Origin of the sequence: Neoaquamicrobium microcysteis, assembly GCF_008180155.1 — a bacterium.
In the GTDB taxonomy this organism is placed as follows: domain Bacteria; phylum Pseudomonadota; class Alphaproteobacteria; order Rhizobiales; family Rhizobiaceae; genus Aerobium; species Aerobium microcysteis.
On sequence record NZ_VSZS01000048.1, the window covers coordinates 1 to 18572 of the forward strand.

At 61.9% G+C, this 18572-nt stretch carries 21 protein-coding genes and 1 pseudogene; 15 read left to right on the forward strand and 7 right to left on the reverse strand.

The annotated features are described in order from the left end of the window. Positions 1 to 105: 105 nt before the first annotated feature. Together FY036_RS01185 and FY036_RS01190 are read left to right on the forward strand one after the other, a co-directional pair. Positions 106 to 999, forward strand: a pseudogene (locus FY036_RS01185) (TrbI/VirB10 family protein); the annotation flags it as partial. A gap of 2 nt (positions 1000 to 1001) precedes the next feature. Continuing rightward, positions 1002 to 1232 carry a DUF2274 domain-containing protein gene (locus tag FY036_RS01190; RefSeq protein ID WP_148912895.1) on the forward strand — a complete coding sequence of 77 codons (231 nt, stop codon included), beginning with the start codon at positions 1002 to 1004 and terminating at the stop codon, positions 1230 to 1232. A 238-nt stretch (positions 1233 to 1470) separates the two neighbouring features. Here the strand turns inward: FY036_RS01190 and ftsH are convergent, their stop codons facing one another. From ftsH to FY036_RS01220, 5 genes are all read right to left on the reverse strand, one after another. Continuing rightward, on the reverse strand, positions 1471 to 3300 hold the full coding sequence (gene ftsH / locus FY036_RS01195) for an ATP-dependent zinc metalloprotease FtsH (protein ID WP_148912896.1): 1830 nt from the start codon (positions 3298 to 3300) through the stop codon (positions 1471 to 1473). Positions 3301 to 3421: 121 nt separating this feature from the next. Beyond that, entirely contained in the window at positions 3422 to 3781 is a 360-nt protein-coding gene (locus FY036_RS01200) for an SPW repeat protein (RefSeq protein WP_148912897.1), read from the reverse strand. Between the two features lie 354 nt (positions 3782 to 4135). Then, entirely contained in the window at positions 4136 to 4840 is a 705-nt protein-coding gene (locus tag FY036_RS01210) for an NADH dehydrogenase ubiquinone Fe-S protein 4 (protein ID WP_148912926.1), read from the reverse strand. Between the two features lie 98 nt (positions 4841 to 4938). Continuing rightward, a complete protein-coding gene (locus tag FY036_RS01215) occupies positions 4939 to 5451 on the reverse strand; it encodes an Hsp20/alpha crystallin family protein (protein WP_148912898.1) in 513 nt (170 codons plus the stop codon). 96 nt (positions 5452 to 5547) lie between these two features. Further along, positions 5548 to 6024: an Hsp20 family protein gene (locus FY036_RS01220; RefSeq protein WP_122066811.1), complete on the reverse strand. Its 477-nt coding sequence runs from the start codon at positions 6022 to 6024 to the stop codon at positions 5548 to 5550. Between the two features lie 217 nt (positions 6025 to 6241). Between FY036_RS01220 and FY036_RS01225 the strand changes: the two genes are divergently transcribed. After that, the gene (locus FY036_RS01225; RefSeq protein ID WP_148912899.1) at positions 6242 to 6457 is read left to right on the forward strand and encodes a hypothetical protein; all 216 of its coding nucleotides are present in this window, start codon (positions 6242 to 6244) and stop codon (positions 6455 to 6457) included. A 111-nt stretch (positions 6458 to 6568) separates the two neighbouring features. Next, positions 6569 to 6877 carry a DUF982 domain-containing protein gene (locus FY036_RS01230; RefSeq protein WP_148912927.1) on the forward strand — a complete coding sequence of 103 codons (309 nt, stop codon included), beginning with the start codon at positions 6569 to 6571 and terminating at the stop codon, positions 6875 to 6877. On the opposite strand, the gene FY036_RS01235 is transcribed toward FY036_RS01230, so the two are convergent. Then, positions 6871 to 7149, reverse strand: a complete 279-nt coding sequence (locus tag FY036_RS01235) for an usg protein (protein WP_091523882.1) — start codon at positions 7147 to 7149, stop codon at positions 6871 to 6873. The genes FY036_RS01230 and FY036_RS01235 overlap by 7 nt on opposite strands. Positions 7150 to 7168: 19 nt before the next feature. Further along, entirely contained in the window at positions 7169 to 7513 is a 345-nt protein-coding gene (locus tag FY036_RS01240; RefSeq protein WP_201744670.1) for a hypothetical protein, read from the reverse strand. Positions 7514 to 7852: 339 nt separating this feature from the next. Here FY036_RS01240 and FY036_RS01245 point away from each other — a divergent pair, with 339 nt between their 5' ends. The 11 genes from FY036_RS01245 to FY036_RS01295 all read left to right on the forward strand — a co-directional run bounded on the left by FY036_RS01245 (position 7853) and on the right by FY036_RS01295 (position 18563). Continuing rightward, positions 7853 to 8167 (forward strand): co-chaperone GroES, encoded by a 315-nt coding sequence (locus tag FY036_RS01245; protein WP_122066815.1) that lies wholly within the window; start codon positions 7853 to 7855, stop codon positions 8165 to 8167. A gap of 56 nt (positions 8168 to 8223) precedes the next feature. Continuing rightward, positions 8224 to 9849: a chaperonin GroEL gene (gene groL, locus FY036_RS01250; RefSeq protein ID WP_148912900.1), complete on the forward strand. Its 1626-nt coding sequence runs from the start codon at positions 8224 to 8226 to the stop codon at positions 9847 to 9849. A 71-nt stretch (positions 9850 to 9920) separates the two neighbouring features. Continuing rightward, positions 9921 to 10145 carry a hypothetical protein gene (locus FY036_RS01255; RefSeq protein WP_148912901.1) on the forward strand — a complete coding sequence of 75 codons (225 nt, stop codon included), beginning with the start codon at positions 9921 to 9923 and terminating at the stop codon, positions 10143 to 10145. Between the two features lie 134 nt (positions 10146 to 10279). Beyond that, the gene (locus tag FY036_RS01260; RefSeq protein ID WP_148912902.1) at positions 10280 to 11650 is read left to right on the forward strand and encodes a DegQ family serine endoprotease; all 1371 of its coding nucleotides are present in this window, start codon (positions 10280 to 10282) and stop codon (positions 11648 to 11650) included. A 50-nt stretch (positions 11651 to 11700) separates the two neighbouring features. Next, on the forward strand, positions 11701 to 12900 hold the full coding sequence (locus tag FY036_RS01265; RefSeq protein ID WP_148912928.1) for a COG1470 family protein: 1200 nt from the start codon (positions 11701 to 11703) through the stop codon (positions 12898 to 12900). Then, positions 12897 to 13835, forward strand: a complete 939-nt coding sequence (locus FY036_RS01270; protein ID WP_148912903.1) for an ABC transporter ATP-binding protein — start codon at positions 12897 to 12899, stop codon at positions 13833 to 13835. The genes FY036_RS01265 and FY036_RS01270 overlap by 4 nt, the downstream gene beginning before the upstream one ends. Beyond that, complete coding sequence (locus FY036_RS01275) at positions 13825 to 14778, forward strand: ABC transporter permease (protein ID WP_148912904.1); 954 nt, start codon at positions 13825 to 13827, stop codon at positions 14776 to 14778. Before FY036_RS01270 ends, FY036_RS01275 begins: the two co-directional genes overlap by 11 nt. Positions 14779 to 15038: 260 nt before the next feature. After that, entirely contained in the window at positions 15039 to 15776 is a 738-nt protein-coding gene (locus tag FY036_RS01280) for a GGDEF domain-containing protein (RefSeq protein WP_328593091.1), read from the forward strand. A gap of 380 nt (positions 15777 to 16156) precedes the next feature. Continuing rightward, positions 16157 to 16471: a hypothetical protein gene (locus FY036_RS01285; protein ID WP_148912905.1), complete on the forward strand. Its 315-nt coding sequence runs from the start codon at positions 16157 to 16159 to the stop codon at positions 16469 to 16471. 20 nt (positions 16472 to 16491) lie between these two features. Next, the gene (locus tag FY036_RS01290; protein ID WP_148912906.1) at positions 16492 to 16881 is read left to right on the forward strand and encodes an HVO_A0114 family putative DNA-binding protein; all 390 of its coding nucleotides are present in this window, start codon (positions 16492 to 16494) and stop codon (positions 16879 to 16881) included. Further along, positions 16878 to 18563, forward strand: a complete 1686-nt coding sequence (locus FY036_RS01295) for a recombinase family protein (RefSeq protein ID WP_148912907.1) — start codon at positions 16878 to 16880, stop codon at positions 18561 to 18563. The genes FY036_RS01290 and FY036_RS01295 overlap by 4 nt, the downstream gene beginning before the upstream one ends. Positions 18564 to 18572: the final 9 nt, after the last annotated feature.

The window sequence follows — 18572 nt, forward strand, 5'->3', positions numbered from 1 at the left end:
CATCTGGCCGGCGCCGAACCGTAGAACGGCACCACCATCTGCACAGGCAATGGCCGGAAAGCCGATCATGCATTAAAACTGAAACCGGACCACCTCATAGGGGCAGGCCACGTCTTGGGGCCGGCATTGCCGGGCGACCTTGGCCGCCCCATCCTCGACGCGCAGAACCGGGGCCAGCCGGTTGCGCCGCCCGCAATAGTAACGCCCGCCGTCGATCCCGAGGAAGAACGCCGCCGCGCCGAGGAAGAAGCCGCGCGGTTGAGCAACGTGTTTTTCCAGTTCGGCCCGCGCACAGGAGCGCCGGCAGGGACGGCCATGCCCGGCCTTGCCGGTCTTGGCCTCGGCGGACAGCCCGCGACGCAGGACCGGCACGCGGCTTTCCTCAATGGACCCGTGGACCGGCAGACGGTTTCGACGGATCGCGTCACGTCGCCGGCATCGCCCTACGTCCTTCAGGCCGGGGCCGTGATCCCGGCCGCGCTCATCACCGGCATCCGCTCGGACCTATCGGGCCAGATCACGGCGCAAGTGACCGAGAACGTCTATGACAGCCCGACCGGCAGCCTGCTCCTGATCCCGCAAGGGACGCGCATCATCGGTCAATACGATGACGGCGTGACCTTCGGCCAGCGCAGGGTGCTCTTGGTGTGGAATCGCCTGATCCTGCCGGGCGGTCGCTCCATCGTCCTTGAGCGCCTGCCGGGCGCGGACGCCAGCGGCTACGCCGGGCTTGAGGATGGCGTCGATTATCATTGGTGGGATCTGATGAAGGCGGCAGGGTTGTCCACGCTTCTCGCAGCGGGCACGGAGCTGGCGACCAGCGACGAGGACCGGCTGATCCGTGCCCTCCGCGACGGGGCGCAGGATACCATCAATCAGGCAGGGCAACAGATCGTGCAGCGCCAGTTGCAGGTTGCGCCGACTCTCACCATTCGGCCCGGCTTCCCGGTCAGAATCATCGTCACGCGCGACCTTGTATTTGAGCCGGCAGGAGGTTGACCATGACCAAGCTGAAACTCGGCCCGCTTCCCGACGACAAGCCCGTGAAGGTGACGGTGGAGCTACCCGCGCCGCTTCACCGCGATCTGACCGCCTACGCCGAGGTGCTGGCCCGCGAGAGCGGCCAGCCAGCCGCCGATCCCGTCAGGCTGATCGTGCCCATGCTGGAGCGATTCATCGCCACGGATCGGGGGTTCGCAAAGGCCCGGCGAGCCGTCGCCCGACGGCGTTAGGATCGTGCCGAGCGAATCAACATCACAGAATTGGCAATCGAACGAAACAACACGAGGGTTAAAGATTATTAGGTTGCAGCTCCGGCGACGAGAGCCTGCCTGCCGATTAAAGCTAGACATTTCGAAGCTTCTTTTTAGCGTATTTTTAACCAATTTCTCCCCAGTTTACAGACGCCCAAAAAGAAATGATATCTGCGTCGAAAAGACAGTCGCAATAGATAATCAAATTTTCCTCAGATCAATTACCGCTCCTGCTCTTAACATCTTTTCTCAGAATTTCCCGCAACTCTTCCTCGTCTAAAGTCTCGCGCTCCAACAGCAGTCTCGACGATTTCTCAAGGATTTCGCGGCGTTCCTGAAGCAGCGCTACGGTACGCCCGAACGTTTCCTCGACGATACGTTTGACCTCTTCGTCTACGGCCGCCGCGGTCTCGTCGGAATAGTCGCGCTCCTGCGGCCCGTAATAGGGCTGGTCCGTGGTCAGGAACGAGCGGCGGTCCTTCTCCAGCGCCACATGGCCCAGCCGTTCGGTCATGCCGTAACGCGTGACCATGGCGCGGGCGATGTCGGTGACCTTGACGAGGTCGTCGGCCGCGCCGGTGGAAAGATGCTCGAAGACGATCCACTCGGCGGCGCGGCCGCCGAGCAGCACGGCCATCTTGTTCGCAAGCTCCTCGCGCGTCATCAGGAAGCGGTCCTCGGTCGGACGCTGGATGGTGTAGCCGAGCGCGCCGATGCCACGCGGGATGATCGACACCTTATGCACGGGATCGACGCCCGGCAGCGCCATGGCGACGAGCGCATGGCCCATCTCGTGATAGGCGACGATCTCGCGCTCCCTGGGGTTGAGCAGGCGGTTGCGCTTCTCCAGCCCCGCGATGATGCGCTCGATGGCGTTGTTGAAATCCTCCATCGTCACCGCGTCGGCCTTGCGGCGGGTGGCGAGCAGCGTCGCCTCGTTGACGAGGTTGGCGAGGTCCGCGCCGGTGAAGCCGGGCGTCAGCGCCGCGATCTGCTCCGGCGACACATCCGGCGCGAGCTTTGCCTTCTTCATGTGGACATGCAGGATGGCGATGCGGCCCTGCTTGTCCGGCCGGTCGACCAGGACCTGCCGGTCGAAGCGGCCGGCGCGCAGCAGCGCCGGGTCGAGGATCTCCGGCCGGTTGGTGGCGGCGAGCAGCACCAGCCCGCTCGACGGGTCGAAGCCGTCGAGCTCGACCAGAAGCTGGTTGAGCGTCTGCTCCTTCTCGTCGTGGCTGCCGGCCATCGGACCGATGCCGCGGGCGCGGCCGAGCGCGTCGAGCTCGTCGATGAAGATGATGGCCGGCGCCTTGGCACGCGCCTGCTCGAACAGGTCGCGCACGCGCGCGGCGCCGACGCCGACGAACATCTCGACGAATTCGGAGCCGGAGATGGAGAAGAAGGGCACGCCCGCCTCGCCGGCCACTGCCCTGGCGAGCAGCGTCTTGCCGGTGCCGGGCGGGCCGACGAGAAGCACGCCCTTGGGCATTCGCCCGCCGAGCCGGCCGTACTCCTTCGGGTCCTTCAGGAAATCAACGATCTCCTGCAACTCGGCCTTGGCCTCGTCGACGCCGGCGACGTCGGCGAAGGTCACGCCGGTGTCCGTCTGCACATAGACCTTGGCCTTGGACTTGCCGATCTGCATCAGGCCGCCGCCCATGCCGCCGCCCATTCGCCTGAGGATGAACATCCACAACCCGACGAACAGCGCGACGGGAACCACCCACGACAGGAGGTCGCGCAGGAAGGTGCTCTCGATCTGGCCGGTGACGACAACGTCGTGCTGCTGGAGATCGCGCGCCAGATCGGCCTCGACGCGGGTGGTGATGAACATCGGCCGGCCGTCCACCGGTTCGGTGAAGCGACCCTGGATGAACCGGTCGGAGACGGCGACCTCGGCGATGCGCCCCTGCGTAAGATAGGTCTGGAACTCGCTGTAGGGAATCTGCGCGACTTGCGTCGCCGCCGCGAAGAGGTACTGGAAGACCATCAGGCCGAGAAAGGCCGCGATCCAGTACCAGATATTGAACTGCGTCTTCTTGTCCATTCTCTATCGCCATGCATCTGCGTGGGGCACGCCGCCCTACCGACATCACTTTAGCCAGACCACCCTGTCCTCGTTTGAGGCAGATCAACGTGAAAGGGCCCGGCAGAGCCGGGCCCCTCGGTCAGGCCGTTGAGAACGGTTTGTCGGAGCCGTTCCAAAGGCTGTAGCCCGCAGCAGCAGCCACGATCAGGCCGACGACGACATGGGAGATCGTGGCGCTGCTGTTGGTCGAGAATGACAACACCCATGGCGCCGCGACCGACCAGACGCCTAACGCCGTGTTAACCCACTGTTGCCATTCGCTGAACGCGAACAACGCAATGCATGCAACAACGGCGATCGCCGCTCCTACAAGCCATGCGTTCCAGGCCGCAGTCGTTAGAGCCGCATAACCCAGAATCCATGGCGTTATGGCCAGTCCGAGGCCGGCGGCAATATTCACAACATCAAAGGCAGAGCGGTTTTCGAATGTCTTCAGCATCGTTTTCCTCCTTTCCGGTTTGATGCGTCGTCAATGAGCGGTCCGCCTGTCGGGCGGAACGCAGGTGCCGGTGTCACGAGATGGGAAGCCGGCACCCAACTGCTGATGTGGAGCGCGCAGACGCCCCACAGGCTGCTGTCCGATACGGAACGGAGCAAGCTCCGCATCGGTGAAAGCACCCGCAGCAATCTCATGCAGCGCAAGATCCTGCGTTGTCATTCCTTCCAGCGCCAGTCGAGGCTCATCGCCCCGCCTCAGCGCTCTACAACGCATGGCCCCCGCGAGAGCCAGCCCGAACCTGTTAGGCAGAACCTTTTGTGCATCGATCGTGACAAATGGATCCATGGAATCACCTCATGCTGCTTCGAGATGCCCCCGACCAGCCGACTGGGCATCCACGCCTCTTTCGAGAGCGAGCAACGCCTGCTCGACCTCATCAAGGCGCGAGGGGCGGCCGTTCTCAGGCATGCCCTCGTTGGTGGCCTGATCGATCAGGAATTCGGTCCAGGCCCAGTTCATCAGGATCGACCGCCTCGCATCAAGGGGGAGCCGGTTGTCAGTCACGACATCTATCGGCGAGGCCCAGCCGCCATCCCCATCATTGCGATTGGCGTCATTCGACATGGCCCGACGGTACTTGTCCGAAAGCCCGGCGAGGCCAAGCTTGCCGAGCGTCGCATCGGAGAATGTGTTTCGCTTTTCTCCCGACTTATCCATGGTAATCCTAGCCTTATCCTTTGGTACGTCCACGACATAGCAAAGACCCTGCCGCTGCGCGTAACGGATCGCAGACGCCAGCGTCGGGAACTTAAGCTCGACCTGCTTCAGTGTGTCCCGGCTGCCGGTGTAGCCCATGAGCGGTTCGATAAAAGACGGGCTGCGCGCCTCGAACACGAGCTTCCATTGATCGCGCGACGGAGCACTGGTAGTCGCCGAGCGAGATGGGCGGTAGATCCGGGCCACGGCATCGCTGGGGAATAAGGAGCGTCCCATTGACAGCATCGTGCGACGATTGTCGTTGGCTCCCGGCACGGGCCGGTCGACAGGACCATCTGCCATTGATGTCCTTCTTGCAGCAATGTTCATGGTTCTTCCTCCGTGATTGGTGAAGATCGACGCCGACGGGCGCAACGAACCCGCCGGCGCCGAAACCCTCGTCAGCTCTTGATCGCTATGCGTTTTACCTGCGACTGAGCCTTTTCGGTCTTGGGAAGCACGAGGCTCAGCACGCCATTTCTGAACCTGGCGTCTATCTTGTCCTCGACGATTTCGCTTCCAACCGGGATACGGCGCTCGAAACGGCCGTAGAAGCGTTCCGAGAACTGCTTCTCCTTGTCCTCGGTCTCAGATCGCTTTTCGCCGCGCAGCGTCAGCACACCGTCATCCAGAACCAGTTCGATGTCCTTTTCCTCCAGACCTGGCACTTCCGCGGTTATGCGGATCTCCTTTTCAGTCTCGGAGATTTCGACGCTCGGCCACCCCCGTCCGAAGGAGGCCAGAGAGTCAAAAGCTGGCAGGTTTCGATCAAATGAGCGAAAGACATCGTCAAACAGGCGATTGACTTCCCGGTGCAGCGACAGGAACGGACTGCGGTCCTCTTCACGATAGGCAGCGGGAGCCTGATTGCTGCTCGTGTCACGGCCCCAGGGGATCAGGTCACGTACGTTCATGGTTATTCTCCTTCTGTTCTGAACAATTGGACACAGCTTCGCCGATGGCGCCGGACGCGTGGCCCGGCGCTGGCGATCCGTAGACTGACAAAAGCGTCAGGCTGCGATCTGCTCGTTGGTGTGCGAAGAGGCTTCAATCTGCATCGTCTTCTCCTGCGACGAGATCGCAATCCGACGAGGCTTCATCTCCTCCGGGATCTCACGCCGAAGATCGATTGTCAGGAGGCCGTTGACGAGAGTCGCGCCTTCAACTCGCACGTGGTCGGCGAGCTGGAAGCGACGCTGGAACGAGCGTCCGGCAATGCCGCGATGCAGATACTGCGCATTCTCGTCGGTGGTTTTGCTGCCCGCCACGAGAAGCATGTTTTGCTCCTGCGTGATGGAAAGCTCGTCTTCGCTGAAGCCGGCCACCGCCATGGTGATGCGGTAGTCGTCTTCGTCAGTCTTTGCGATGTCATAGGGCGGCCAGTTGTCGATGCTCTCGACGCGGCTGGCGGCCTCCAGCGCATTGACCAGACGGTCGAAGCCGATGCTCGACCGGAACAGGGGAGAAAAATCGAAAGTGGTTCTCATAGCCACATCCTCCTTGAAGCAACATGGGTACAAGATTGTGCGGCTTTTGGCCGGCGCCGCCCCGTAGTGGCAGCGGCGCACAATCGATCTGGTTCCTTCATTTCAGAGTTTCAAGAGGGTGACGGCAGAAAATTTCCACAGCGATTTCAGACTGTTGGAAATTGAGAACAACTCCACCATCTGATGAGTTGGTTGGTAAAAGGAATGGAGACCTGCCATGACCTATGACGAGATCGTTTCAGTGCTCGGCTCCATAGACGACGATCTGGCGGCGGGGCTTATCGCAACCGGAGCGAGTGTTGATGAACTTCGAGAAGCGTGGAACTGGCTTAACAATGACGAGGCGCTGATGGGCGAAGGGCGACCGCTCCCGGACACACGCGTCAGCCAACTCATCGATCTGCTTGACCCTGATGATGACGGCGTGGACTGAGCTACGGATGGAGGGTTGAAGAAGCACGTCGGTATGCCCAGATCACAAGAGATCGTACAGAACGATCAGTTACTTGCTCTCAAAAGACGATCAGAAAACAAGGAGGAAGTGATGTCTGATGTCGTGTTCAACGAACCCGTAATTCTGCGCATGCCAAAAACTGGCCTCCGAAAGGTGGCGACAGGTTTTGAAGCACTGGAATGCCTCGAGCGCGAATGGCCGGACTGGGCACGTGGACGGCGTTGGCGGAATGCCGTTGCTGCCTGTCGGGACGCACTCGATGGATGGCGCTCTGCGAAGGAGGCACGCCGGAGCTTCATGAAGGCTGCAATGCGAGCGGGCCTCGTTCAGGGAGCACGACGCACGCGAGTTCGGGGTACTCTCGGTAGCTATCAGGTAATTCCCGCCGGGCTTCAGTGAACGGATATGATCCCGTCGACGGCTTTCCATTCTGAGGGCTGGATCAGACGATGGTGGGCGACGCGCACGGAGTGCAGCGCGCCCTCCAGCGTCTCGGTCCAGTAGTCGAGAAAGCCGCGCAGTTCGGGAAACTTCGGGGCAAGATCGTAATCCTGCCAGACATAGACCTGCAACAGGCTCGGGTGATCTGGAAGACGATAGTGGATTTCGGCTGTGGTCAGGCCGTAGCCTTCCATCTGCATCCGGAATTCACGACTGACGATCGCTGGCATATGTCTCTCCTTTGTCGTTTCATGCGTGAAGACGATGGTGATGGTCTGCGGATCCGCATACGGCATCGTCCGCCCCGATGTCGCCGTGATCAAGACGCCGCAGCGCATCCATAATGACATCGAATGGGATGGGGCTTTCCGCGCCCGGCGGCTGGCGCAGTGCGGGCATCGATTCGACCGCGCATGCGTCGGATGCCCATGACGAGAGAATGGCGCGCTTTTCGCTGCGTTCGAGCGTGTCGTCGCGCAGCACATCCTCGGGATGCCTGTAGTGGCGCGCCGGCGACAGGAGCCGGTCGAGCGCAATGTCTTCGGCTCGTGGCGCGAGAGAGGGAATGATCGTCGAAAAATCGGCTCGGCGCATCGCTGTCCTCCTTCCGTTTCAGCCGTTCCAAAAACTCCGTTTCGATCAGGACTCCGGACCGCACCTCCCGGCACGGCACAGAAGGAAGTTCGGCCAATCGAGCGAATTTTTCAAGTGCCCGGATGCTCAATGGTGTCAATTTCGGCTGCGATTACATCGCACTAGCAGTTAACGGCTGCGAGTGCCAAAAATTTTGCATTCCCCTCTTGAAATCGAAAATCGTCAAAACCAGATCGATACGCGCGTGACGCCGACAAGGGTTGCGCGGCCCCGCTCCGGCTCTCACCGGGCCGGAGCGGAGGGACCTCTCAAAATCTGTTTGTCCTTGAGGAGAACGATATGACGTTCCGTCCATTGCATGACCGTATCCTGGTTCGCCGCATCGAAGCCGACGAGAAAACCGCAGGCGGCATCATCATTCCCGATACCGCCAAGGAAAAGCCGAGCGAAGGCGAAGTGATCGCCGTCGGCCCCGGTGCCCGCGACGATGCGGGCAAGATCATTGAGCTCGACGTAAAGGTCGGCGACCGTATTCTGTTCGGCAAATGGTCCGGCACCGAGATCCGGCTCGACGGCGAAGACCTGCTCATCATGAAGGAAAGCGACGTGATGGGCGTGATCGAGCAGACCGCGACGCTGAAGAAGGCCGCCTGACGGATTCTTCGATCATCAACCAGTCAATGAAAACTGCCTATTGAAGGAGTGATCCAATGGCTGCCAAGGAAGTCAAGTTCAACACCGAAGCCCGCGAGAAGATGCTGCGCGGCGTCGACATTCTCGCCAATGCCGTCAAGGTGACGCTCGGGCCGAAGGGCCGCAACGTCGTCATCGACAAGTCGTTCGGCGCGCCGCGCATCACCAAGGACGGCGTGTCGGTCGCGAAGGAGATCGAGCTTGAGGACAAGTTCGAGAACATGGGCGCCCAGATGGTCCGCGAAGTGGCGTCGAAGACCAACGACCTTGCCGGCGACGGCACCACAACCGCGACTGTTCTGGCGCAGGCCATCGTCAAGGAAGGCGCCAAGGCCGTCGCCTCCGGCATGAACCCGATGGATCTGAAGCGCGGCATCGACAAGGCGGTGGATGCGGTTGTCGCCGAACTCAAGGCCAATGCGCGGAAGATCTCGAAGAATGACGAGATCGCCCAAGTCGGAACCATCTCGGCCAATGGCGATTCCGAGATCGGTCGCTTCCTCGCCGAAGCCATGCAGAAGGTCGGCAATGAGGGGGTCATCACCGTCGAAGAAGCCAAGACCGCCGAGACCGAGCTCGAGGTGGTCGAGGGCATGCAGTTCGACCGCGGCTATCTCTCGCCCTACTTCATTACCAATCAGGACAAGATGCGGGTCGAGTTCGAGGATCCCTATGTCCTTATCCATGAAAAGAAGCTCTCCAACCTTCAGGCCATGCTTCCCGTGCTCGAAGCGGTCGTCCAGTCCGGCAAGCCGCTGGTCATCATCGCCGAGGACGTCGAGGGCGAGGCTCTGGCCACGCTCGTCGTCAACCGTCTGCGCGGTGGCTTGAAGGTTGCGGCCGTCAAGGCGCCGGGCTTCGGCGACCGCCGCAAGGCCATGCTGGAGGACATCGCCATCCTTACCGGCGGCACGGCGATCAGTGAGGATCTCGGCATCAAGCTGGAAAATGTCACGCTGGAGATGCTCGGCCGGGCCAAGAAGGTCGTCATCGAGAAGGAGAACACCACCATCGTTGATGGCGCCGGCTCAAAGGCCGAGATCGAAGGCCGCGTGAAGCAGATCAAGGCGCAGATCGAGGAGACCACCTCCGACTACGATCGCGAGAAGCTTCAGGAGCGGCTGGCCAAGCTCGCCGGCGGCGTTGCCGTCATTCGCGTCGGCGGTGCGACCGAGGTCGAGGTCAAGGAGAAGAAGGACCGCGTCGACGACGCTCTGCACGCGACCCGCGCGGCGGTCGAGGAAGGCATCCTGCCGGGCGGCGGCGTGGCGCTGCTGCGTGCGCAGAAGGCGCTCGATGCCATAGAGACCGAGAACCCGGACCAGAAGCACGGCGTCGAGATCGTGCGCCGGGCCATCGAGGCGCCGGTGCGCCAGATCGCCGAAAATGCCGGCGCCGAAGGTTCGATCATCGTCGGCAAGCTGCGGGAGAAGCCCGATTTTGCTTACGGGTGGAACGCCCAGACCGACGAGTATGGCGATCTCTTCGCACAGGGCGTGATCGACCCGGCCAAGGTGGTGCGCACCGCGCTTCAGGACGCCGCCTCGGTCGCCGGCCTGCTCGTCACCACCGAGGCGATGATCGCCGAGAAGCCGAAGAAGGAAGCCGCCCCGGCGATGCCCGCCGGCGGCATGGACTTCTGACCATCTCGCGCTGAAAGTGACCGCTCCCATGTCGGGAGCGGTCAGGAGCAAAGCATAGATCGGAGACTGACATGAGCCTCATGCCAGACTTTGACCATGTACCTGTGCCGCATCATCCCCCGTCCGAGTTCCTGTCGCACGATGCGGAGGCGCGGACGGCACTGGCCCCGCTGATCGAAACCCTGCTCGACAGGCTCGTGATGGCTGGATGGGATCGGCGCACGGCGGCCTCCGCGCTGATGTTCCATGCGGCGGCGCAGGTGTCGGCCCTGTCGAGAGGCGGCCGGCCGCAATAATCCAGGAACCTCGCCTCCGGGCGGGGTTCATCTCCAATCGCACCAGACGCGCGAAGGACCGGCGGCGGAGGATCTCTTCCGGCGCGACGGGATCGTCGCATCCAACACGAAGGAAAAATATCGGGAGATCGACAATGTCCATCGGCCTGCCTCGCGCCACGCAGATTGCCGCCATCCTTGTCACGTGCCTTACATTGTCATTTTCCGGTGGCGCCGTGCAGCCCGCTGCCGCACAGGATGTGGCATCCGGCGGGCTTGTCGAGCGTTCGTTGCCCGATGTTCTGGAGAAGATCACACCCGCGGTGGTCAACATCGCGGTCACCTCCCGCGCACCTGCCGAAACCAACCCGCTCTTCAACGATCCCTATTTCCGGCGCTTCTTCGACCTGCCGCAGATGCCGCAGCAAAGGCCCCGCATGAGCGCCGGGTCCGGCGTCATCGTCGACGCGGACAAGGGTTACATTCTCACCAACCACCATGTCGTCGACGGCGCGAGCGAGATCGCGGTGACGCTGAAGGATCGCCGCCGCTTCACTGCCGAACTGGTCGGCAGCGACAAGGCGACCGACATCGCTTTGCTCAGGGTCGATGCGTCAAACCTGACTGCCCTGCGGCTGGGCGATCCGTCGCGTCTGCGCGTCGGCGACAGCGTGGTCGCCATCGGCAATCCGTTCGGGCTCGGCCAGACCGTTACCTCCGGCATCGTCAGCGCGCTGAGCCGTAGTGGGCTGAACGTCGAAGGCTATGAAGACTTCATCCAGACCGACGCTTCGATCAATCCCGGCAATTCGGGCGGCGCGCTGGTGACGGCGGACGGCCAGCTTGTCGGCATCAACACCGCGATCATCGCACCGGCCGGCGGCAATGTCGGCATCGGCTTTGCCGTCCCCATCGACATGGCGTCGGCGGTGATGACGCAGCTAATCGAGCATGGCGAGGTCCGGCGCGGACGCATCGGCGTCTCGATCCAGGACCTCACGCCCGACCTTGCCGAGGCTCTTGGCATCGATGCCAGCTTTGGCGCGGTCGTCGCCAGCGTGGAAGACGGCTCGCCCGCCGAGCAGGCAGGCATTCAGGCGGGCGACATCATCGTCGCCGTCGACGGACGCGAAATCTCTGGTTCGGCCGATCTGCGCAACCGCATCGGCCTGTCGCCTGCGGGTTCGCGGGTGGAGATCGCCTATCTGCGCGAGGGCATCCGCCAGACCGCCACCATGACGGTGAATGGCGAAACAGGTCCCTCGCGCGCCTCTGCGAGAGCCATGCCCGGCCGTCTGGCCGGTGCGGATTTCCAGGATGCGTCCGGCAACGTGCTGGTCGCCAACGTGGCTCCGGGCAGTCCCGCCGCACAGGCCGGTGTGCGCACTGGCGACGTCATCGTCGCCGTCAACCGCCGACCGGTCGGGACCGTGGCCGAACTGACGCGGCTGCTCGGCGAAACACGCGGCACCATCGCGCTCGATCTCTTCCGCGGAGGGGCGCGGCTCCTGCTCGTCGTTCGTTAGGGCGCGCCTTCCGCTTTGCTGACTGTTCGTTGTGAATACGGGAGAACATGATGAGGACATTCACCACAACATTGATGGCAGCCGCGCTCGGCGCAATGCTGATGGCGCCGCTGCCACTTGGCGCACAGGAAAACCCTTCAGCGCAGCAATCTGCCGAACTCAGCGGCTTCTGGCTGACGACGTCCTGGCCCGAGATGACCATCAAGCCGGGCGAAACGCTTTCGGTTTCGCTGTCGCTGCGAAATGAAAAGCTGCCGCCCCAGCGCGCCACGATCGAAGTGCAGGGCGTGCCGGAAGGCTGGGCGTGGACGCTGAAGGGCGGCGGCCGGGAGGTGAAGGCAGCGATCGTCTCGCCGGATTCGACCGAGCGGCTGACGCTCGAACTCACCCCGCCAGAAGACGCTTCCACCGACGGCGAACACGCCATCGAGGTCCGCGCCCTTACCGCAACTGAGACGGTGACCCTGCCGCTTGTGGTTCGCGTGTCGGAAACCGAGGAGGTCGCATCCGGCCTTTCGCTTGAGCCCGAATTGCCAGCACTGCGCGGCACCGCGCGTTCGACCTTCTCCTTCAAGATCAAGGTGAAGAACGAAGGCGCGGAAGACGGGCTGTTCAATCTGACAGCCAGCGTGCCGGCCGGCTTCCAGACACGCTTTAAGAAGGGTTATGGCTCGGAAGAGATCACCGGCCTGCCCATCGCCGCCGGCGCAACCGAGACGGTCACGATGGAGGTGATCCCATCGCGTGGGGTCGCAGCCGGGCGCTATGAAGCCGGGTTCGAGGTTTCCGGCGAAGGGCTTTCTGGGACCACGCAGCTCAGTCTTGACGTGACGGGTGAACCGCAGGTCGCCATCGTCGGGCCGCAGGAGCGCCTGTCGGGCGAGGCGGTGGCCGGCAGGGAGTCAAGCTTCACCTTCACGCTCGTCAACACCGGCACCGCCCCCGCGACCGACCTCGAGCTTTCCGCCACGCCGCCCTCCGGCTGGACCGTCGCGTTCGAGCCGCAGGACGTTGCCCAGATCGCGCCGAACTCCACCGGCGAGGTCAATGTAAAAATCACCCCGTCTGAACAGGCGATCGCCGGCGATTACATGGTGTCGGTGCGGGCCTCCAACGACACCGTCTCCGAAAACGTGCAGTTCCGCGTCACCGTCAGGACTTCGACGCTGTGGGGCGCTGCAGGGCTTGGCGTGATCGCCGTCGCCGCGCTGGTGCTGGGGGGCGCAGTAATGAGGTACGGGCGGCGATGAGCACGGTCGTTCTCGAAGCGAAGGGCCTTGCCAAGCGCTATGGCGACGCCGTCGCCGTGGCCGGCATCGACCTCTCCGTCAACCAGGGTGAGGTGATCGGCCTGCTCGGTCCCAACGGCGCGGGCAAGACCACGACGATCCTGATGCTGCTCGGCCTCACGGAAGCGAGCGAGGGAAGCGTCAGCATCCTGGGCAAGGACCCGCTGCGCCGGCCGCTGGAGGTCAAGCGCGAGGTCGGCTACCTGCCAGACTCGGTCGGCTTCTACGACATGATGACCGGCAGGGAGAACCTCGCCTATACGGCGAAGCTCGCTGGCATGTCGCGCGAACTGGCGAAGGAGCGCATCGCGGCAGCACTCGAGAAGGTGCGGCTCAGCGTCCCCGCCGACCGGCCGGTCACCACCTATTCGCGCGGCATGCGTCAGCGCCTCGGCATTGCCGAACTGCTGATGCGCGACTGCAGGATAGCGATCCTCGACGAGCCGACCTCGGGCCTCGATCCGCAATCGACGCAGGAGCTGCTCGACCTCATTCTCGATCTGTCGCGCGGCGGCATGACTATTCTGCTGTCCTCGCACATGCTCGACGTGGTGCAGTCGATCTGCAGCCGCGTGGCGCTGTTCAATAAGGGCCGCATCGGCTTCTTCGGCACGATCGAGGAACTGGCCGCGAGGCTCGGGCGCGGTTCCTTCGTCATCGATGTTGAGGCGGATGGGATCGACCTCGGTCAACTCGCGGGCGAGACCGACGGCGTGACATCGGTTGCATCCGCGTCCCACGGCCTCTGGCAGGTCGAGGCCACGCGCGATGTGCGGTCCGATCTCGCAAAACTCGTGGTCGAGGCGGGCGGCAGGCTGAAGAACCTCGACCTGCGCCGAGCGCGCCTCGACGAAGCCTACAATCGTTACTTCAGGGAGGTTGCCAATGCGGCGTGAAGGATCTCCGTTCAGGGGTGTCGGCACGGTGGCGCTCAAGGAAGCGGCCGACCACATGACGAGCGCCCGCATGCATCTCATCATGTTGCTGGTTCTGCTCACCGCCGTCGGCGCGGTCTACGGCGCCATCGACCGCATCCGCGACACGACGGCGCAAGACGCCTACCTGTTCCTCAAGCTGTTCACCGTGGCGCGTGAGCCGCTGCCGTCCTTCGCCGCCTTCCTCGGGTTCCTGCTGCCGCTGGTGGCGGTCGCGCTCGGCTTCGACGCCATCAACGGCGAGTTCAACCGGCGTACCATGAGCCGGCTGCTTGCCCAGCCGATCTATCGCGATGCGGTGCTGTTCGGAAAGTTCCTCGGCGGACTGCTGGTCATCGCCATCGCATTGCTGACGCTGTGGCTTATGATGGTCGGGCTCGGCATGCTCTTCCTCGGCCTGCCGCCTTCCGGCGCGGATATCGTACGCGGCGTGTTCTGGCTTGCCGCGACGCTCGCCTATGCCGGCGTCTGGCTGGCGCTTGCGATCGCATTCTCGACCGTCATCCGCTCGCCCGCCACCTCGGCGCTGGCGGCTCTGTCGGTGTGGCTGGTGCTCACCGTGTTCTGGGGCATGATCTCGCCGCTGGTAGCGGGGATCGTCGCGCCGATCGACCCGTTTGATCCGATGAGCGTGCTCAACCGCTTTGAGTGGCAGCAGGCGATTGCCCGCATCTCGCCGCAGACACTCTATGGCGAGGTGACCGGATTGCTGCTCGATCCGGCCGCGCGCTCCGTCGGACCGCTATTCATGCACCAGATGCAGGGCGCGGTGATCGGCGCACCGCTGCCGACCAAGCAGAGCTTGCTGATCGTCTGGCCCCAGATCTCCAGCCTGATCGCCGCGATGCTGGTCCTGTTCACGCTCGCCTATGTCGTGTTCCAGCGGCAGGAGGTGCGGGCATGATAGCCGCGGGCCTGAGCCATTGAACGCCATCCTCCGCTGGACGCAAGCTGATCTGGCGGTGGAGTTCTGCATTTTCCGTCGGGCGGGCAAGCGACTGGCTGGAGGCGCGAACCCATGTGGCTGTCGCTATCGCCAGATTGCGGGATACTCCCGCCCGTCGTCGCCCAGCCTTTCGCTCAAGTTGTAGATATACCATTAGCTGCCCCGACACCAAAATATTGTAACAAGCGGCAGGTTCTAACTCATTTAGGAGAATGATGGTGGCTTTCCCATCGAGAGGTGTTCTGAAGAAGTCCGCCATCGTGACCATCATATGTGCCGCGATTTCGATATCCGTCTCTACGGGGATCCGTTTCTACCTAGGTGTCCAGTCGGACACGATCACGATCATCGTACGGCTCATATTGCCGTTCATCATCGCGTTTCCGATTGCTATCATGCTCTTTGCCAAAATCGAGAAACTTGAGAAAGCCTACCGCAGCCTGCTGAAAGAAGCGAGAGAACTCGCAAAATGCGCCAGCACCGACCCGCTGACGGGCCTTCTCAACAGACGCAGTTTCGAGCGACAATTCAATCTTGCAATGGCCCATCGCGCGGGCGGCAAGTTCATCATTGCCGACATGGACTACCTTAAAGCGATAAACGACGAACATGGGCACCTTGTAGGAGATGACGCTATCATCTCGTTCGCGCAGGCATTGGAACTGGTACTAGGTGATGAGTGCCTCATCGCGCGGATCGGTGGTGACGAGTTTTGCGCCTATCTGCCAAAGGCTGACGCAAACACAGTCAACCAACTGGTGACACAGGTCGGATCCGCCGCCCGAAACGAATTCCTCCGCAAAACAGGGCTGGACTATCCGCTTTCATTCTCCGTTGGGATGCAGAAATGCCATCCGAAGCTTACGTTCCGGGAAATGATCTCCCGCGCCGACAACGAGCTTTACGCTAAAAAGCGTAGCCGTTCTGCTCCCACGGCTATCGATAAGGCGGCTTGAGTCGACCAAAGATAAAGTCAGCGGCGGGTGCGCGCTTGGCCACGAGCTGATCATGCTAAACCATCCTGCCCATGATAGAATGTCCTGCCGCTACGGCTTGTAGGCTTCGTCAAGCCAAGGCATCCAATCGACTGCTCCATCAGAATCGTGCCGAACGGATCGCCCGTTAAAGAACCGAAGCCACGCTGCCGCTAGAATACCGCTTCCCCTTGTTCGCGAACGTTGATGAACGCCATTTTTTCTAACGCATAGCGTAACAGAGGGGTGCCGTTCGCGCATCCTTCTACATGCGGCACGCTACAGGCCGCCGTCTCCCCTCCATGGTTCGCCTGATTCCGAGACTTGAGCTCTTCGGAAGCATCCAGAATCAGGAGGATACCATGTGCGCAGAGCACCGCCGCGTCCAAAGAGGCAGCCTAAGACAGCCAGCCCATGGAACTCTCCCCGACGATCTCTACGACTATGAAGACGATCCCGCGCCGCGCATCAGCCCGTCGGGCGGCAGTCCGTCTCATGTCTTCGACGTGGAGAAGCTCCCCGTAATCGACGACTGGCCGGAGAACGTACCGATCACCGAGGCCGAGATTAAGGTCTTCGAGCGTTGGTTCGGCGATGTGTTCGACGAGATGTTCGGCCCGATCGATCTGCCCGATGACTTAAGAAGGTTATCGTATTATGATAACGAAAAGCCTTAACCGGATCATCGGGCGATGCCATGTCAACATTGAAGGTCGGTATTGCCGACCCAGAGGAAATGAGAGCGAGAACCATGCGGATCGCCAAGGGTGAGGAAAAGCCCACGCCCGGCGAGCGAACAGTGTGGTTTGCTTCGACCATGTCATTCGCGAAGCTCCTCTCACCAGCCAATTGCGAGTTGCTCCGCCTAATTCGTGAACAGGAGCCGGATTCGCTGGAGGAACTGGCACAGATCACGGGGCGCGCGAAGTCAAACCTGTCCCGAACACTTAAAACCATGGCGGCCTATGGCCTTGTCCGCATGGAGAAGGGCAAGGGGCTCAGGCTGGTGCCTAGGCTCATCCATGACCGAGTAGAGCTGGTCCTGCCATTGGTGGAACGCCGCAAGACGAAAGGAGCCCGCAAATGAATGCTAAATCGCCAACCATTGCCGTGCGGGCCGCTCTCTATCTGCGTGTCTCGACCACGCGGCAAGCCGAACACGATGTTTCCATTCCCGACCAGAAGCGGCAGGGCGAAGCCTGGTGCGAAGCGCGCGGCTTTCAGCTTGTCGAGACCTTTGTTGAGCCCGGTGCCTCGGCGACCAACGACCGCCGGCCTGAGTTCCAGCGTATGATCGAAGCGAGCACGTCCAAGCCTGCGCCCTTTGACATTGTCGTAGTCCATTCGTTCAGCCGGTTCTTCCGCGATCACTTCGAGCTGGAGTTCTACGTCAGGAAACTCGCCAAGAATGGCATCAAGCTGGTCTCCATCACTCAGGAAATGGGCGATGATCCCATGCACGTCATGATGCGGCAGATCATGGCGCTGTTCGATGAATATCAATCCAAGGAAAACGCCAAGCACGTCACCCGCGCCTTGAAGGAAAATGCCCGTCAGGGCTTCTGGAATGGTTCGCTGCCACCGATTGGTTATCGGGTCGTGGGTGCCGAGCAGCGCGGGGCCAAGACCAAGAAAAAGCTGGAGATCGACCCGTTGCATGCCGACACGATCCGCTTGATCTACCGGCTCGCGCTGGAAGGCGTTGGCGATAGTGGCCAGATGGGCGTGAAGGCCATCGTCAAATATCTTAACACCAAGGGTATCTTCACCCGTGATGGGGGCCGTTGGGGCATCGGTCAGGTTCACCGCGTTCTGACGCGCCGCACCTATGTCGGTGAACACGAGTGGGGAAAGCGCAGCAAGCATACCGATGCGCGCTCACCGGGTGAGATCGTCATCGTGCCTGTTCCGGCGATCATCGAGCGCGAAACGTTCGATCAGGTTCAGGCGCTGCTACAGGCGCGCAACCCCAAGACCGAACTGCCAGCTCGCGTGGTCATCGGGCCGACCTTGCTGACCGGCATCTGCTATTGCGGCAATTGCGGGGGAGCCATGACCATCCGCACCGGAAAAAGCGGCCGCTACCGCTACTATGCCTGCTCCATAAAGGCCCGGCAGGGCGAAACGGGTTGTAGGGGGCGAGCGATCCCGATGGACAAGCTCGACACCATGGTCGTCAACCACATCGAAGATCGGCTGCTTGATCCAGAACGGCTTGAGGACCTCCTTGGCAGCGTTCTCGGCCGCCGCTCTGAACAGGCTGAGCGGCGAAAACAACACATTGATGAGCTGGAACGACGGGCTACAGAATCGGAACTGCGACTGAAGAGGCTATACGATGCTATCGAGGCAGGTGTAGCCGATCTGGAAGATCCGGCGCTGAAGGAGCGGATCGTTGGTCTCAAGGTTATCCGCGACCAGGCTCGTGTGGATGCCGACCGCGCACAAGCGATGCTCGATAGTCCCGGTCACTCTGCCATCAGCGCCGAGATGATACGTCGCTTTTCGAAAGTTGCCCGCGATCGTATCCGCAACCGTGAGGGCGGCTATCGGCGGGATCACCTGCGGGCACTGGCGCAACGAGTTGAGGTCGCTGACGATGCCGTTCGCATCATGGGATCGAAGACGGAACTGCTGAGAACGCTTTTTACGGAGAACGTGCGGCCACCGGCGGCGATTGGCGTGCCCAGAAGCGGACCGAAGTGGCGGGCCGTGTGGGATTCGAACATATGCACCGAAGTAATCGGCTGGCGCCTGGCTACTTCATAGGCAATGTCG